Annotated in this window: 15 protein-coding genes; 10 read left to right on the top strand and 5 right to left on the bottom strand. The window is 43.4% G+C overall.

The genetic code is table 11. From position 1 onward, the window contains the following. Positions 1–25: 25 nt before the first annotated feature. The 6 genes from phoU to ABLA85_RS00470 all read left to right on the top strand — a co-directional run bounded on the left by phoU (position 26) and on the right by ABLA85_RS00470 (position 5,291). Complete coding sequence (phoU, locus tag ABLA85_RS00495) at positions 26–742, top strand: phosphate signaling complex protein PhoU (protein WP_340620100.1); 717 nt, start codon at positions 26–28, stop codon at positions 740–742. Between the two features lie 176 nt (positions 743–918). Then, entirely contained in the window at positions 919–1,767 is an 849-nt protein-coding gene (locus tag ABLA85_RS00490) for an ABC transporter substrate-binding protein (RefSeq protein ID WP_367960405.1), read from the top strand. Between the two features lie 79 nt (positions 1,768–1,846). Further along, on the top strand, positions 1,847–2,584 hold the full coding sequence (locus tag ABLA85_RS00485) for an amino acid ABC transporter permease (RefSeq protein WP_367960403.1): 738 nt from the start codon (positions 1,847–1,849) through the stop codon (positions 2,582–2,584). 1 nt (position 2,585) lies between these two features. Then, positions 2,586–3,359, top strand: coding sequence for an amino acid ABC transporter permease (locus tag ABLA85_RS00480; protein ID WP_367960402.1), 774 nt, complete (start codon positions 2,586–2,588; stop codon positions 3,357–3,359). A gap of 167 nt (positions 3,360–3,526) precedes the next feature. Next, positions 3,527–3,955: a hypothetical protein gene (locus tag ABLA85_RS00475; RefSeq protein ID WP_367960400.1), complete on the top strand. Its 429-nt coding sequence runs from the start codon at positions 3,527–3,529 to the stop codon at positions 3,953–3,955. A gap of 130 nt (positions 3,956–4,085) precedes the next feature. Next, positions 4,086–5,291, top strand: a complete 1,206-nt coding sequence (locus ABLA85_RS00470; RefSeq protein ID WP_367960398.1) for a hypothetical protein — start codon at positions 4,086–4,088, stop codon at positions 5,289–5,291. A gap of 88 nt (positions 5,292–5,379) precedes the next feature. Here the strand turns inward: ABLA85_RS00470 and ABLA85_RS00465 are convergent, their stop codons facing one another. Then, positions 5,380–6,876, bottom strand: a complete 1,497-nt coding sequence (locus ABLA85_RS00465; RefSeq protein WP_367960397.1) for an MFS transporter — start codon at positions 6,874–6,876, stop codon at positions 5,380–5,382. Between the two features lie 106 nt (positions 6,877–6,982). Here ABLA85_RS00465 and ABLA85_RS00460 point away from each other — a divergent pair, with 106 nt between their 5' ends. Both ABLA85_RS00460 and ABLA85_RS00455 read left to right on the top strand, forming a co-directional pair. Then, positions 6,983–7,534, top strand: a complete 552-nt coding sequence (locus ABLA85_RS00460; protein WP_367960394.1) for a TetR/AcrR family transcriptional regulator — start codon at positions 6,983–6,985, stop codon at positions 7,532–7,534. A gap of 162 nt (positions 7,535–7,696) precedes the next feature. Continuing rightward, positions 7,697–9,034, top strand: coding sequence for an NCS2 family permease (locus ABLA85_RS00455; protein WP_367960392.1), 1,338 nt, complete (start codon positions 7,697–7,699; stop codon positions 9,032–9,034). 88 nt (positions 9,035–9,122) lie between these two features. Here ABLA85_RS00455 and ABLA85_RS00450 read toward each other — a convergent pair whose 3' ends face one another. Further along, on the bottom strand, positions 9,123–10,598 hold the full coding sequence (locus ABLA85_RS00450) for a glycosyltransferase family 39 protein (protein ID WP_367960390.1): 1,476 nt from the start codon (positions 10,596–10,598) through the stop codon (positions 9,123–9,125). A gap of 148 nt (positions 10,599–10,746) precedes the next feature. Here ABLA85_RS00450 and yihI point away from each other — a divergent pair, with 148 nt between their 5' ends. Both yihI and hemN read left to right on the top strand, forming a co-directional pair. Continuing rightward, the gene (gene yihI, locus ABLA85_RS00445; protein WP_367960387.1) at positions 10,747–11,283 is read left to right on the top strand and encodes a Der GTPase-activating protein YihI; all 537 of its coding nucleotides are present in this window, start codon (positions 10,747–10,749) and stop codon (positions 11,281–11,283) included. Positions 11,284–11,476: 193 nt separating this feature from the next. Continuing rightward, positions 11,477–12,850, top strand: a complete 1,374-nt coding sequence (gene hemN / locus ABLA85_RS00440; RefSeq protein ID WP_367960384.1) for an oxygen-independent coproporphyrinogen III oxidase — start codon at positions 11,477–11,479, stop codon at positions 12,848–12,850. Positions 12,851–12,982: 132 nt separating this feature from the next. Here hemN and glnG read toward each other — a convergent pair whose 3' ends face one another. The 3 genes from glnG to glnA form a co-directional block, all read right to left on the bottom strand. Then, positions 12,983–14,413, bottom strand: coding sequence for a nitrogen regulation protein NR(I) (gene glnG, locus ABLA85_RS00435; RefSeq protein ID WP_367960381.1), 1,431 nt, complete (start codon positions 14,411–14,413; stop codon positions 12,983–12,985). Positions 14,414–14,421: 8 nt separating this feature from the next. After that, complete coding sequence (gene glnL, locus ABLA85_RS00430; protein ID WP_367960379.1) at positions 14,422–15,465, bottom strand: nitrogen regulation protein NR(II); 1,044 nt, start codon at positions 15,463–15,465, stop codon at positions 14,422–14,424. A 176-nt stretch (positions 15,466–15,641) separates the two neighbouring features. Next, on the bottom strand, positions 15,642–17,051 hold the full coding sequence (glnA, locus tag ABLA85_RS00425) for a glutamate--ammonia ligase (protein ID WP_367960377.1): 1,410 nt from the start codon (positions 17,049–17,051) through the stop codon (positions 15,642–15,644). Between the last annotated feature and the right edge of the window lie 18 nt (positions 17,052–17,069).

Raw genomic sequence — 17,069 nt, 5'->3', positions numbered from 1 at the left:
TGGGCAGATACGAGGTAGCGTAAAGATGGACAATCTGAATTTCGGTAAGCACATTTCTGGTCAGTTCAATGCTGAACTGGAACATATCCGTACTGAATTAATGGCAATGGGGGGATTGGTAGAAGAGCAGCTCAGTAAAGCGATTCTGGCAATGCACAATCAGGATAAACAGTTAGCCCAACAAGTCATTGAAGACGACCAGAAGGTCAACATGATGGAAGTGGCGATAGATGAGGCCTGTGTTCGTATCATTGCCAAACGTCAACCCGCAGCAAGTGATTTGCGCCTGATAATGGTTATCTCAAAGACCATTGCCGAGCTGGAGCGTATTGGTGATGTTGCGAATAAAATTTGTCAGACGGCGCTGGAGAAATTTTCTCATCAACAGCAACCATTGCTGGTCAGTCTGGAATCTTTGGGCCGGAATACCATCCGGATGCTGCATGATGTATTGGATGCTTTTGCCCGTATGGATTTGCAAGAAGCCATCCGTATCTATCGTGAAGATAAAAAAGTAGATCAGGAATATGAAGGCATTGTGCGCCAGTTAATGACTTACATGATGGAAGATCCACGTACTATTCCGAGCATCATGACCGCACTTTTATGTGCCCGTTCTATTGAACGTATCGGCGATCGCTGTCAGAACATTTGTGAATTTATCTTCTATTACGTTAAAGGGCAGGATTTTCGCCATGTTGGGGGCGATAAACTGGAAGAATTGCTTACTAAAGATGAATAATTTTTATGACTATGAAACATGGGTATTCTCTTAAGTGCGTTTAGGGGCTCACTTTAAAGATTTATTCCCAAAAGGTATAAATATAGTGTTTTATATTATTTCAAGTGCTATGATGAAATTGATAGTTTTTATTGGACAATAAATAATTATTAACAAATTAATAATAGGGGTGTCCAATGAAATTCCGCAATCAATCTCGGATAGCAGTGACTGTGTTACTAACCAGTCTGGTATTAGTTTCTGGCGTAGCGAAAGCAGACAAACTTGATGATATAAAAAAAGCGGGTACGGTTCGTATTGCGGTATTCGACAGTAATCCCCCTTTTGGTTTTATCGATCCTAAAACGAAAAAACTTGCTGGTTATGATGTGGATATCGCCAATGCAATCGCCAGTGATTTGGGCGTGAAACTGCAATTGCGCCCAACTAATCCCGCAAATCGTATTCCACTACTCTCTTCTAAGAAAATTGACTTAATTGCTGCTAACTTCACGATCACCGATGAACGGGCAAAACAGGTCGATTTTTCCATTCCTTATTTTGCCACAGGGCAAAAATTCATTGCCCGTAAAGGTGTCCTGACTAATCCGGATGATATCGCTAAATTGCGTATCGGTGCGGATAAGGGAACGGTACAGGAAATTACACTGCGTGAGCGTTACCCAACTGCGAAAGTTATCTCTTATGACGATACTCCGCTGGCATTCGCGGCGTTGAGAAATGGTAATGTTCAGGCGATCACTCAGGATGATGCAAAGCTGGTAGGCTTATTGGCAAATGTTCCAGAAGCGCAAAAAGTAGATTTTGAAATATCACCTTTCAGTATTACTCGTGAATATCAGGCTGTAGCGGCTTCCAAAGGAGAAGCCCGGTTGGTTGAAGCGGTTAACCAGACATTGTTGAAACTGGAGAAAGAAGGTGAAGCAGAGAAAATTTATAACCGTTGGTTTGGTCCTGATACAAAATCTGCTCAGCCACGTGGTAATTTTAAGTTTGCTCCATTAAATAGTCAGGCAGCGAACTAACATACGTCTGGGAAAATGATATCGGAAACCAGCCCCGTCTTTGTGCGGGGCTTTGCCATTTGTTGATGTGGTGAATAATATGTTTGAGCAATTTATTGATGAGCACTTATTGGCTCCTGAATATCTGCAATGGCTCTGGCAAGGGTTCTTGATTACATTATGGATCTCTGCCTGTACCATTGTTTCTTCCACCTTACTGGGTTTTGTCATTGCGGCAGCGCGGGACAGCCAGATCAAACCATTGCGTTGGTTGATTACGCTGTACACTTCGGTATTCCGCAATACCCCATTGCTGGTACAACTGTTTTTCTGGTATTTCGCTTCCGGACAGATTTTGCCTCAAGATGCTATGACCTGGCTTAACACCCCCCATGAGACTGAGATTGCAGGTTTCACTCTGGAATGGCCTTCATTTGAGTTTCTGGCTGGATTTATCGGCCTGACACTTTACTCTACACCTTTTGTGGCAGAAGAACTAAGAGCTGGAATGCAGGGTGTTGGACGTGGCCAAAAATATGCTGCCCACGCATTGGGTTTAACTGGCTGGCAGGCCATGCGCCATGTCGTACTGCCACAGGCATTGAAGATTGCCATGCCACCACTTTTGGGGCAGTACATGACTATCGTCAAGAATTCATCATTAACAATGGCGATTGGTGTCGCTGAACTTTCCTATGCTTCCCGTCAGGTAGAAACACAGTCTCTGCAAACATTTGAAGCGTTTGGCGTGGCGACAATGCTCTACATCGCCATTATTGCAGTGATGGAAGGATGGGGGCAATGGCGTCAGCAGAGAATACTGGCAAGAGGGTACTGATATGGACTTTACTGTTATAGCAGAAAACTGGCGCTATTTGCTGTTGGGAACCTTTCCTGACGGGCCGTTGGAAGGCGCAGCTTTGACACTGATGATAAGTATTATGGCCGGAGTGATCTCGATTGCCTTGGGGACAGTGGCAGGAATCGCATTGGCGATGTTGCGTGGTTTTTGGGTAAATTTGCTGGCTGCGGTATTGGGGTTCTTTCGTGCTATTCCAGTTATTATGCTGATTTTTTGGACTTATTTCTTGTTGCCAGTGGTTTTGGGTATGGAAATACCTGAAATCACCACTGTAGTTTGTGCACTGGCATTGATAACGTCTGCTTATTTGGCCCATGGTGTTAAGGCGGGCATTCTGGCGATTGGTGAAGGTCAATGGCGTGCAGGACTGTCTTTGGGTTTCAATCGTTGGGAAGTATTGTGGTATATCGTTCTGCCACAGGCATTGCGTATGATGGTGCCTTCGTTCATAAACCAATGGATTGCGTTAATCAAAGACACTTCATTGGCCTATATTGTTGGCGTAGCAGAACTGTCATTTTTGGCGACACAGGTTAATAACCGTAGTATGGTTTATCCGATGGAAGTCTTTTTATTTGTTGCGTTAGTTTATTTTGTGATGTGTTTGTCACTGGAATTAGCCGCTAACTATGTCGCTCGCCATTTTTCGGTAAGACGTGAGAAAACAGCATTCTTGCGGTTTTGGGGTATACCCGACAGGCTTCGAATGGTATTTAGACGGCAAGTGAATGGCTCTTCAGAAACCTGTTAGTGCTATGTTTGTGACCACGATATCTGGAACAAAGCGAAGGTAATAAAGAGACAAGAGCCGGTTTAAAGAATGAAATAAATGTATCCCAACTAAATAGTAATGGTGAGGAAGGGATAGAGCATGTTGCTTGGTTAGATTCACAGGACTGGTATGTCGCAACGACTACAATGCTGGATATAACCTCTCTCGCTTCTGGTTCAGCAGCTTTAAAGGAAGCGTATCATACTTACAGAATAATGAAGTCTACATCTTCCCGTAATGCATCAGAATGGTTGAAAAACATGCCAAGACATGAAAGAAAACGGTTAACAGAGGAGATTATACGATATAACAATCCCGGCATTTCTAATCAGGCTATAAAAGATGCAATAAGAAGAGGAAAATATCCTAAACATTATCCAACAGAAGAAATTCGCAGGACTTTGCGAAACCACTTGATAAATTCTCTTTCTGCTGCTGGTGGATTTTTGGGAAGTGGAATGACCGGCAGCATTAGGAATCCTGAAAATATAGCTAAATCAGCCAATTATGCTATTGGTGCAATTTTTTCTATTGTGGATGAAAAACCAGCAGGTTATCTTCAAAATGGTTATTAATAGAAAAGTGTTTTTTACTGAAATTTGTATGAAGATTTTGAATATTCAACTTATTATAAGATGATTACAGAAATAAGGAGTAAAAAAAGAGAAAAATAATATTAAGATTTAATAAATTTGGAAAAATAATATGAACTTAAAAAATATATTAACAAACAGGCAACTCAGAAGTATTATACATTTGTATAAAAATACAGATGATAGAATTGAGAATAGTGATTCTTCTCTATTGGATGAGCTAAATATTGTTAGGCTTAAAGATAAAATAACCATCAGTCGCTCCTCAGAAGAAAGTGTATTGATGGCCTTGTTTCCGATACTAATTTCTGTTTCTTATGTAATATTACTTTTTGTATTTTATGATTTTTATTCTTCTTCTGATGCTGCGCGTTTTCAACGTTCTGCCAATATATTTATTATTTCTATAATCTCGTTATCGACGCTTTATGCTTACAGAGGAAATCTCTTTGCGTTAAAAACACTGAATGGGTTGAACACATTCAGTATTATTTTGGCAATTACTCTTATTCTGCTTGATTACTTTGCCTATTATATGCACCACGAATGGTATTTGTTGACCATTGTTTTCTTCAATTTCCTCTCGAATAGGATAATCATTAACAGTGAAACATTTTCTCAAGCTATGAGAGAAATTCTATGGTTTAAAATAAAGAATTCTATTCTGAAAAAAAATATAGTTGAAATTGCAGAAGAAGATATTGTTGGGTTGCATAACAGTTCGAGAAAAATAAATGTCTTCAGTATGTTTTGGCAATATTGTGTATTAAATACCAATCTCTCTAATACACTTAGAGAAAGTTATGCGCTTAACCAAAGAGTAGAAAAAAATGATGCTAGTCTACTGGCAGAAAAGAGATTAAATAAATATCGGTATTTATTGGACTTTGGTATTCCGAAAAAAGCATTACTGATAACATTATTTTCTACTATTTTACTAATTAAATCTTATGTAATGACTACATTCATATTGTTATCTCATTTGGATAACAAAAATGATCTGCCAATTTTATTTTTTATTGTTGCTTTGGTTTTAGTATTTGCTTTCTTATCCATTTCATTAACTCATAGGGGAATAACGTTGGGGTTCAGGATGTTAACTGTAGCACGTTATCTCTTCCTGGTACTTTTTATCTCTCTGATAAGTTTAAAATTCATTGCTGGCATATTGGATTATAGCAATGTCTCTTTGTGTATTATTGCCGTGGATTTTTTACTGACATTCTTTATGCTAAATACCCAATATTACAGTCACTACCTTAAGGAACTACATTGCTTTCGGGCATGGCATAAAATGATCAGAAAAAATAGTCAATAGAAGAAAGTCATTCAATATTGAAATGCTTTTTGATGCCAAACTATTCGACTGAAAGAAGCGAATAATTTGGCTGGTTCTAATAAAATAGTTAATTGTGCTGCCTTCTTGCAAACAGCGCGATCACCGCAGCGCTTAACAGCAACAATACACCTGCCACGGTTAACACTGATAGGAATGAGCTGTCAAAAGCGTGTTTTGCTGCACGGAGCAGTGACAAGGCCGCATCACCTTTTAAATTTTCTGCAACGATAATTGCTTCATCAATACTATTTTGTATCGAGCCACTTTGTACAGACTCTGGTATGACAACCTCGGTCGGTAGGGTGAATGAGGCCGTATAGATCGCTACCATCAGGCTACCGAGAACGGCTATCCCAATCAGGCCACCAAATTCATAAGCGATTTCTTCAATTGAAGCGGCTGTACCTACACTGTGCTCAGGAGCATTGAACATGATGGATGTAGAAGCTGCTGTCATAGCGGCACCGATGCCAAATCCGATCATGGCAAACGTAGTGATCTGTACTAACACGCCGGATTGGAAACCGATGAGATAGCCAAAAATACCAAGTCCGGCAAAGATGAGTGAGAGCCACATAATTCTTCCTGCGCCAAATCTGGGGATAGCAATGCCAGCCAAAGGCCCGGCAACAAAAGAAGCTATGGGAATAGGCAGGATAAACAACCCTGCCTGTAAAGGTGATAAACCTACCACCAGTTGAAGCCGTTGACTGATTACAAGTTCCACTCCCACAAGGGCTGCTGTGGTAACAAAAGCCGTCGCGACTCCGGTGGCGAAGCCGTAAGAACGTAACAGATTAAAGTCGATAATTGGTGTGGATGAACGGCGTTGCCGACGAACGAACATAACCATGAAAACAATCCCGATGGCGCTGGTTATCATGGCAGTTTCCAGTGATGGTACTTGTTTACTCATTTCCTTGATCGCCAAGGTAATACCAATCAGACCGATCATGATTTGAATGGAAGCAAGCAGGTCAAATGAGCGACTCGGATTACTTTGACTTTTGTTAATGGTGATCAGAGCAAAGATAAACGCGATGATGACGATAGGAACGTTGATCAGGAAAACAGAACCCCACCAGTAATATTCGAGCAGTATCCCGCCGATAACGGGGCCAAGCGCCGCTCCACCTGAAGCAACCGCTGACCAGATGCCGATGGCAAGAGCACGTTCATCCGGATCTTCAAAAGCCTGACGGACTATTGCCAGCGTTGCGGGCATCATCATTGCTGCACCAATGGCCAGTACCACTCGTGCACTGATCAAAGTACCGGAATTGGGAGCAAACGCGGCGATAAGTGATGCTATGCCGAATACAACCAGCCCGGAAGTAAATAGTTTCTTGGCACCGAAACGGTCACTTAACGCTCCTGTACCGGGAAGCAGGCCGGCAATCGTCAATGAATAGGCGTTCATTATCCATAGTTTTTCGGTGGAAGAAGCGCGCAGGTCATGTGTCAGGCGAGGCAAGGCTGTATAGAGAACAGTCATGTCGATAACGATTAGAAAAAGTGCGCTGGAAATGACAGCCAGCACGAGCCAGCGAATATTCGATTTCATGCGAGAACTCATCAAAATGGTTGAGGGATACTGTGTCGTTCAAGTCTTGACGGTACAATATCCTACCATTATAAATACATACGTATTGAATTAAAAGGAGTCTTCCATGGGACGACGTAAAACAATTGACCGGGAAGTTTTGTTGGATGCAGCGGAACAAATCGTGACAACACATGGCGCTGCGGCTCTGACTATTGATGCAGTGGCAAAATCGGTGGGGATCACTAAGGGTGGGGTTCAGTACAGTTTCAATACGAAGGACGCACTCATTGATGCGATGTTTGAACGTTGGGAGCTGAGTTACCAAGAGCAGTTTTACACAATAGCCGGGGAAGATCCTGATCCGCTGACAGCAGTACGTGCGCATGTTGAGGCCAGCCAGCATTCTGATGAAGTGTCATCTGCAAAAGCAGCAGGTTTACTGGCTGCTTTACTTCAAACACCTGAACATCTTGAGTCAAGTCGTGCCTGGTATAGTCAGCGCATAGCTGGTCTGGATACAACGACGGAAGAAGGGCGTCGGGCGCGCTTAGCTTTTCTGGCCACAGAAGGGGCATTCGTCCTACGTTTCTTTGGATTAATGGAAGTTGGTAAGGATGAGTGGGCGGATATTTTCACCGATATTCTTGACATGATGCCATGCAAAAATAACGAATAAAACGGCGTCAATTAATAAGGCACGTTAATAATAACTTTGTTATATAACTTATTGATTGTGCTCATCGCAATCGTTTTCTTTTTTGACCTTGGAGGATAACGATTTGTTCTGATTTCCGGTAGGATAGGGCGAAAACTTCATCTTTTAGGAAATAAAATATCAATGAGCACACTCAATTCTGGCTCTGCAAATCGTCAGGGCTTACTTCAGCGCGTGTTTAAATTAGAAGAACATGGTACGACAATTCGTACCGAAATGATCGCCGGGCTTACGACCTTTCTAACTATGGTTTATATCGTCTTTGTGAATCCACAAATTTTGTCTGTTACAGGAATGGATATCAAAGCCGTATTTGTTACTACCTGCCTCATCGCTGCACTTGGCAGTATTATGATGGGAATAATGGCAAACTTACCGGTTGCTGTTGCTCCCGCGATGGGGCTGAATGCTTTTTTTGCTTTTGTCGTAGTCGGTGCTATGGGGATTTCATGGCAGGTCGCAATGGGGGCGATTTTCTGGGGCGCAGTAGGGTTGTTAATCCTGACTGTTTTCCGCATTCGTTACTGGATGATAGCTAATATCCCTGTAAGTTTGCGTGTCGGTATTACCAGTGGTATCGGGCTTTTTATTGCCATGATGGGGCTAAAAAATGCCGGCATTATCGTACCGAATCCAGATACTATCGTCTCCATCGGCAATTTTGCTTCCCACAATGTACTGTTAGGTACATTAGGCTTTTTTATCATTGCGATCTTAGCAGCACGTAATTTTCATGCAGCAGTATTGCTGTCCATCGTAATAACGACGGGGATCGGGTTTATGATGGGGTATGTGGAATATCAGGGTGTTTTTGATCTGCCACCCAGTGTAATGAGTGTTGTTGGAAATGTTGATGTGAAAGGCGCTCTGGATATCGCGTTAGCCGGGGTTATTTTTTCTTTTATGTTAGTAAACCTGTTTGATTCGTCCGGTACGTTGATTGGTGTAACCGATAAAGTCGGTATTGCTGACAGTAATGGTAAATTCCCGCGGATGAGTCAGGCTCTGTATGTTGACAGCATTAGCTCAGTGGCTGGCTCTTATATCGGAACTTCTTCGGTAACCGCCTATATAGAGAGTTCTTCTGGTGTCTCTGTTGGTGGGCGTACCGGATTAACTGCTGTTGTTGTCGGCATTTTATTCCTGTTGGTGATGTTTATTTCTCCATTGGTTAGTATGGTTCCTGCTTATGCTACAGCAGGTGCATTGGTTTATGTGGGGGTTCTGATGACATCCAGCTTGACACGGGTGAAATGGAATGACCTGACTGAATCCGTCCCGGCATTTATTACCGCTGTTATGATGCCATTCAGCTTTTCTATTACCGAAGGTATCGCATTAGGATTTATCGCCTATTGCACTATGAAACTGGGAACAGGGAAATGGCGTGAAATTGGCTCTTGCGTTATTGTCGTTACTTTACTGTTTATATTGAAAATGGTGTTTGTGGATGCCCATTAAACACGATGCTGGCTAACCTGATGTTGTGTTGAGAAGAAAAAGCCTGACGGTATACTCACTTTCAGGCTTTTTTGCGGTAACTAGAAACTTATTGAGGGAATTGACTGTTTTTGGGCGCAACAAAACCGATGCAGACAATCTCAGGTTCTGCGCTTGGCTGAGCTTGAAACGTAAATTCTTCTTTGTGGCTGATCGTTAATGTAGTCCAGGTTGTCAGTGTTTGTTGAAAGTTTTCCTGTGAGCAATTTGTCCCCCTTTTTCCTACCAGTAAAGCACCATATTTCACAATATCGCTCTGTTTAATATGGCGGTTGTATATATTGGGTGGTGCACCATTATCTATTTCCCACGGTTGTATGGTTTGAGGACGATAGTGACTGTAAAACGTCAGCCATTGGTGCAGATATTCTCCTCCAACATAATGCAGTGGTGTTGGGTACAATTCATTCCAGTGCTGATCAAGTTGGCTGGTAAAGGTTTTTATCCCTTCAAATTTTTCGCCAGCGCCCCGGACATTGGCCAGCATGACACTGACATAGCCGATAAGAACCAGCACACCAAGCAAGGCCAAACCTCGCAATATTCCCAGTAAAGATTTATGGGGTGGTACAGTTATCGAACCTACTAGTAGTGCAGGTGCAACCGCCATGAATGGCTGGAGCCATTCAGTCATCCGTCCACCCTGATTAAAAGAAAACCAGGCATAGATAATCAATAGGGGGAACAGAATAACAATATTAACCAGCCTGTTGGATTGTTGTTTTGGCCAGCCAATTTTTCCGCCTGACAAATAAATAATCACACCTACGATGATGAGAGGGTAGAACACCGAAAGTATCGCGCGTGTAGTATGCAGATTAAATCTATGCTCGATTTGGGAGTCTACCCATTTAAATGCAGAAAAATCGTTATGTGCCAGCCACCAAGCGTTGGGTAATATCAGTATGAGCCACAATGCAATGGCAAGATAAAAGAGGGGTTCCCGATAATGACGCCGTACTTTGGGAGCAAACAGGGAGAGCAAAAAGATTGAACCAACAATCGCCAGTGAAGAATATTTTCCCATTGTAGCCAGCCCTGTCGCTAATGCGAATGCTAGCCACCATTTCGGATGGTCATCAATGGCTTTCAGGAAGAACAACAGTGACCACGGCCATAGCATCACCAACAGGTAATTATCGTTATAAGGAATGATATCGAAATTAATGATACCAGACAGATTGAGTGTCAGCATGGCAAGCCAGGCTAATTCAACTTTGCCTGTTAACCGGAAGGCCAGACGCCAGACGCCAAGCATACCTATGGCAATGGCAACAAAATGGGTGAAATACCAGTAAAAGCTGAGAGAAATATGACTAATATAGATCGCTGGTAACATCACAGTGCCTACCAGCCACGGATTTTTCGGGGATCCCCATTCGCCATTCATGCCCCAGTTTAAGGCTTCAACAGCATCATATGGAACAGTCGGATCCAGTGAATAACTTGCTACTATCCATAAGACAGCATAACCAATGCACCAAAGATACAGGGGTATGCGATAAGAAGTATCGAAGAAACGCATAGAGAATTGATGCTCATAATACTTAAGTTAAGGTAACCTGAAATATTAGTCGAACTCGAAAGAATAAGTAAATGACGTTGGATGTTATAAGTGGATTCTGTTAGATTCCGCCGAAAATATCTTGATAACACGAGTTGAGTCACAAGCTATGAGTCAATTAAAGAAAAAATCCCCTGTAAAAACGTCAGTGGGTAAGCAAAAAAGAAAAAGCCGTGAAGAGTTGAACGCTGAAGGACGTGAGCGTAAACGCCAGAAAAAACTGCGTGGTAATCCAGCCGGTAGCCGTCACCAGGATAACAGTAATCAGAACAAACAGTCTGGCACAAAGCAGGAACGAGATCCTCGTATCGGCAGTAAAGCGCCGATTCCTTTGCTCATCGGTGAAAATGCAGTAGTAAAAAAACCAATAGTAAAAAAACCAGTAGTAGAGAAGCCTAAAGCAACGCCAACACTTCGTTTATCTCCGCAGGAAGAGCTGGAAATGCTGGAAAATGATGAGCGTCTGGATAGCTTGCTGGCACGCCTTGAGCAGGATGAAAAACTCTCTCAGGAAGAGAATGACTATGTCGATAATATGCTTGATCGTATTGATACCCTGATGGAACAGTTGGGTATTGATCTGGAAGATGATGGCAGTGAAGAAGAACAGCAGGAAGATATCATGCAGTTGCTGAAAGGGAAGTAATTCCTGAGAAGTCAGCAATTTCTGAGAAATTAAGTCGTTCCGGTTATAAGTTGTTGTGATCATAAAGGCGGGGACAGCCCGGAATATACCCAATGATAAAGTCTATAACCATAGTATTTGTATGGTGTTTGCTATAGTAATTGGGTAAACTACGATGGCTATTTGATGGGCTAAAACAGCGGAAGGAGTAAGCATGTCAGAGCAAGCTATTGTCTGGGATCTGCCTTTGATCCAAAAATACAATTATTCAGGGCCTCGTTATACTTCATACCCAACAGCATTGGAGTTTAACCAACAGTACGATAATACCGCGTTTGCACAGGCCGCTGCGCGTTACCCTGATCGCTCTCTTTCCCTTTATGTCCATATCCCATTCTGTCACAAACTTTGTTATTTCTGTGGCTGCAATAAGCTGGTGACTCGTCAGAAACATAAAGCAGATGAGTATCTGCAAGTTTTGGAAAAGGAAATCACGGCGCGGGCAAAATTGTTTGCCCAGAGAAAAGTCAGCCAGATGCACTGGGGAGGAGGGACGCCAACTTATCTGAACAAAACACAGATCAGCCGATTGATGGCAATATTGCGTAGTCACTTCCACTTTCTGCCTGATGCGGAACTTTCCATTGAAATTGATCCACGTGAAATAGAACTGGATATCATTGACCATCTCCGTCATGAAGGATTTAACCGCCTGAGTATGGGCGTGCAGGATTTCAATAAGGAAGTTCAGCGTCTGGTTAATCGGGAACAGGATGAAGATTTTATTTTCGAATTGGTTAGTCGTACCCGTGAAACTGGTTTTACTTCCACCAGTATCGATTTAATTTATGGTTTGCCGAAACAGACTGCGGAAAGTTTCGCTTTCACTCTGCAACGAGTGTTGGCGCTATCTCCTGATCGTCTAAGTGTATTCAATTATGCTCACATGCCGAATTTGTTTGCAGCACAACGTAAAATTAAGGAGATTGATTTACCGAATGCAGCACAGAAACTGGATATTTTGCAGCAAACAATTACTACTCTGACAGGTAATGGCTATCAGTTTATTGGTATGGATCACTTTGCCCGTCCTGATGATGAGCTGGCTATTGCTCAGCGGGAAGGAGGACTACATCGCAATTTTCAGGGATATACCACACAAGGAGAGTGCGACTTACTGGGAATAGGTGTTTCTGCTATCAGTATGCTAGGTGACAGTTATGCACAGAACCAGAAAGATCTCAAAACCTACTATGCAGCAGTGGAGACGCAGGAACATGCGTTGTGGCGTGGTTTGAATCTGATGCAAGATGATTGTATCCGCCGTGATGTGATTAAGGCATTGATTTGTAATTTTAGGCTGAATTTTGCTGATATTGAACAGTGCTACGGAGTGAATTTCACGGATTATTTTGCTGAAGATCTGCAATTATTGGTGCCGCTGGCGGAAGACGGACTGGTCAAGGTCACTGAAACCCAAATTCAGGTATCACCGCAAGGACGTTTGTTAATCCGAAATATCTGCATGTGTTTTGACCGCTATTGGCGTAATCAGATGCGTCAGAGACAGTTTTCGCGGGTGATCTGAATAAAGCTCAGGGTTGAGTATACGGTTTATACTACTGCCTGTAGCGCTGATATGCCCAAAATGCTAATTGGGCTTTCGACGGAGTTAATACCAACCTGACAGTCACTTGGGATAGCAAAGCTATTTGTTAACTTATCCCAACCCCAGTTCCTTCAATTTCCGCGTTATTGTATTCCTTCCCCAACCGAGTAAGCGGGCGGCTTCCTGTTTATGTCCATTCGTATGTGTCAGGGCACAGTTAAGTAAGGTACGTTCTAACCGCGGTAATATATCAGAAAGGAGATCAACCTGGCCTTCCTGTAAGGCTTTTTCTGCCCATATAGCCAATTGCTGTGACCAATCTCCTGATGATGAAGGAAGGGAAGCAGGAGGATTATTTGTTGGCTTGGCGGACTGTCTTTCAATTAAATCAGTCGGTAAATCTTGTACCAGAATTTCTTTACTGGCTGCCATCACGGTCAGCCAGCGACAGACGTTCTCTAGCTGACGGACATTGCCAGACCATGACAGGTGCATTAGCGCGGTTTCGGTATCAGAATGTAGTGTTTTCGCTTCAACGCCTAGCTCTTTGGCTGTTTGTTGCAGAAAATGTTGTGCCAGACGAGGAATATCTTCTGCACGATCTCGCAAAGGTGGCAATTGTACGCGGATCACGTTCAGACGATGGTAGAGATCTTCACGGAATTTACCCTCTTTAACCCGTTGCTCAAGGTTCTGGTGGGTTGCCGCAATAATTCGTACATCAACTTTTACGGGTGCATAGCCACCTACACGATAGAATTGCCCTTCTGCCAGCACTCGCAAAAGACGTGTTTGAATATCTAGTGGCATATCGCCGATTTCATCCAAAAACAACGAGCCGCCATTAGCTTGCTCAAAACGCCCGTGGCGAACCTGATTGGCACCAGTGAAAGCGCCTTTTTCATGACCAAATAATTCTGACTCAATTAAATCTTTTGGGATTGCAGCCATATTCAAGGCAATAAAAGGGGCTGCGGCTCTTGGACTATGGCGGTGAAGAGCATGGGCAACCAATTCTTTCCCTGTGCCTGATTCACCATTGATTAAGACGCTGATGGAGGAGCGAGAAAGCCGTCCGATAATCCGGTATACCTCCTGCATGGCAGGCGCTTCTCCAATCATTTCAGAGACTGATGACGTTATCTTAGAATTCCGGGATGAGTGTTGTTGTTCCTGGGAATGACTTAATGCACGTTCAACCAACGCGACAGTTTCATCAATATCGAATGGCTTCGGCAGATAATCGAATGCACCGTGTTGATAGGCGCTGACAGCGGCATCCAAATCGGAATGGGCTGTCATAATGATGACCGGAATTTGTGGATAGTTCTGTTTGATTTGATTGAGTAAACTTAATCCATCCAGACCCGGCATACGGATGTCTGACAGCAAAACTTCGGGACAACTTTGTGATAGTGCTGCCAATACGGAATCTGCGTTTTCAAAACTGGTGCATTCCATACCTGCGCCACTCAACGCTCGTTCAAGTACCCAGCGGATAGCGCTGTCATCATCAACGATCCAGATTTTTCCTCGTTGCATAGTATCCCCTATTTCTTGATAGGCAGGTAAATGGAAAACTCCGTATGCCCCGGCCAACTGGTAAATTCGATTTTTCCAGCATGTTGATCAATAAGACTGCGGGCAATAGATAAACCTAGCCCGGTTCCTCCCTCATGCCCACTCACCATTGGGTAGAATAGTGTATCCTGAATATTGGGAGGAATACCTGGCCCATTGTCTTCAATATCAATTCTGGCAGCTAAGCGATAACGCTTACCATGTAAGGTGATTTGAAACGCTGTTCGGGTTCGTAAGGTGATTATGCCACCTTTACTGCCTAATGCCTGTAGAGCATTGCGGGTAATATTTAATAAAACCTGTTCAATCTGATCAGGGTCATGGGACAGCTCCGGCAGGCTAGGATCATAGTCCTTGATTAATGTGACATTGCCGGGCATTTCCAGTGACACCAGTTGATAAACCCGTTCTACCACATGGTGAATGCTCTGGCGGATCTGGGCTCCGGGATGTTGTGGCCCCAATAATCGATCCACAAGGGTGCGAAGCCTGTCTGCCTGTTCGATAATGACTTGAGTATATTCTTGTAGGGAGGGATCTGGCAGTGTTTTTGCCAACAATTGTGCGGCTCCCCGTAACCCCCCCAGTGGGTTTTTAATTTCATGTGCCAGCCCCCGAACCAATTCCCGCGCAGCCGCCTGCTGTGCCTGTTGTATCTGCTCTTGGCTTAAACGGCGCTGACTATCCATAGGAGCGAGTTCCAGCAGAATAAACTGTTCGGAAATTGGTTGGGCACTGAGCGACATAACATGTGAGTGATTGTTGATCACTAATAAGACTTCGTTATCCGTAAAACCATGTCCACGTATCAGACTGGAACGCATAAATTCCGTATCTAATGAGATATAGCTGAACAATACCGGAAGAGGAGTGCCGAATAATTTATGTGTACTTTGTGCCAGAAGTTGCATGGCGGAATGATTGGCATAGTGGATAATGAAATCGTTATCCAGTACCAATACACTGTTTATCAGTGAATCAAGAATCTGTTCTGCTTTGGGAAAATCAGCCATTTCTATCCAACCTTTCAGCCTTTGCACTTTTTTGGTGCATTGTATCTTATTTGATCATGAATTAGTCACCCACTCTATTGAGAAGGAAGGTTCAGAGGGAAAAGAGCCCATCCGGAGATGGGCCAAAAGTTTCACGGCAACAAAATAAAAAAGAAAAATGGTAATACTTTTAAGTACTACACGCTGTAATACAGTTCAAACTCCAGAGGATGTGGAGTCATACGGACGCGTTCGATTTCACTGTTCAAGACACCAATATAAGCATCAATTGCATCATCAGTGAAAACACCACCGCGGGTCAGGAATTCGCGATCTGTATCCAGTGCAGCCAATGCTTCTTCCAGAGAAGAGGCTACAGTTGGGATCTCTTGGGCTTCTTCGGCTGGCAGGTCATACAGGTTTTTATCCATCGCATCGCCCGGATGTATTTTGTTGATGATACCATCAAGGCCAGCCATAAGCAGAGCAGAGAAGGCGAGATAAGGATTGGCGGCCGGATCTGGAAAACGTACTTCAATACGACGGGCTTTACTGCTGGCTACAACCGGAATACGGATAGACGCAGAGCGGTTACGGGCAGAATATGCCAGCATCACGGGAGCCTCAAAACCAGGTACTAGACGCTTATACGAGTTAGTGGTTGGATTAGTAAAGGCATTCAGGGCACGGGCATGTTTGATGATGCCGCCGATATAGTAAAGAGCCAGTTCAGATAACCCACCATATTTGTCGCCGGCGAACAGGTTGACACCGCCTTTAGCCAGTGACATGTGACAATGCATTCCTGAGCCGTTATCTCCGACCAGCGGCTTTGGCATAAATGTCGCTGTTTTGCCGAAAGCATGGGCGACATTATGTACCACATATTTATAAATTTGGGTTTCATCCGCTTTTTTGGTCATGGTGTTGAAACGAGTTGCGACTTCGTTCTGACCCGCCGTTGCCACTTCGTGGTGGTGGGCTTCCACAACCAAACCCATTTCCTCCATAGTCAGGCACATTGCTGAACGTAGATCCTGAGAAGAGTCCACCGGAGGTACAGGGAAATAGCCACCTTTAACTCCTGGGCGGTGGCCTTTGTTACCGCCTTCATAGCGAGTGCCGCTATTCCAAGCTGCTTCAGTATCATCAATATGATAATAAGAACCTGAAATAGAATTGCCGAAACGGATATCATCAAACAGGAAGAATTCCGGTTCTGGCCCAAACAAAACAGTATCTGCAATATCGCTTGCACGCAGGAAATCTTCTGCACGTTTTGCAATAGAGCGAGGGTCACGACCATAGCCTTGCATTGTGCCAGGTTCCAGGATATCGCAACGTATAATGAGCGTGGCATCGTCAAAGAAAGGATCAAGCATTGCGGTAGATGGATCTGGCATGAGTACCATGTCGGACTCATTGATACCTTTCCAACCTTTGATAGATGAACCGTCGAACATTTTTCCATCTTCGAAGAAATCTTCATCAATCTGGTGGGCAGGAATAGTGATGTGCTGTTCTTTACCTTTAGTGTCAGTAAAACGTAAGTCAATAAACTTCACCTGATGTTCTTCAATCATGGACAAAACATGTTCAACGGACATATGAGTTCTCCTGGTTTA

It is taken from the genome of Xenorhabdus sp. SGI246 (assembly GCF_040838225.1).
In the GTDB taxonomy this organism is placed as follows: Bacteria; Pseudomonadota; Gammaproteobacteria; order Enterobacterales; family Enterobacteriaceae; genus Xenorhabdus; species Xenorhabdus indica.
This window is presented reverse-complemented; position numbering and strand designations above follow the sequence as displayed.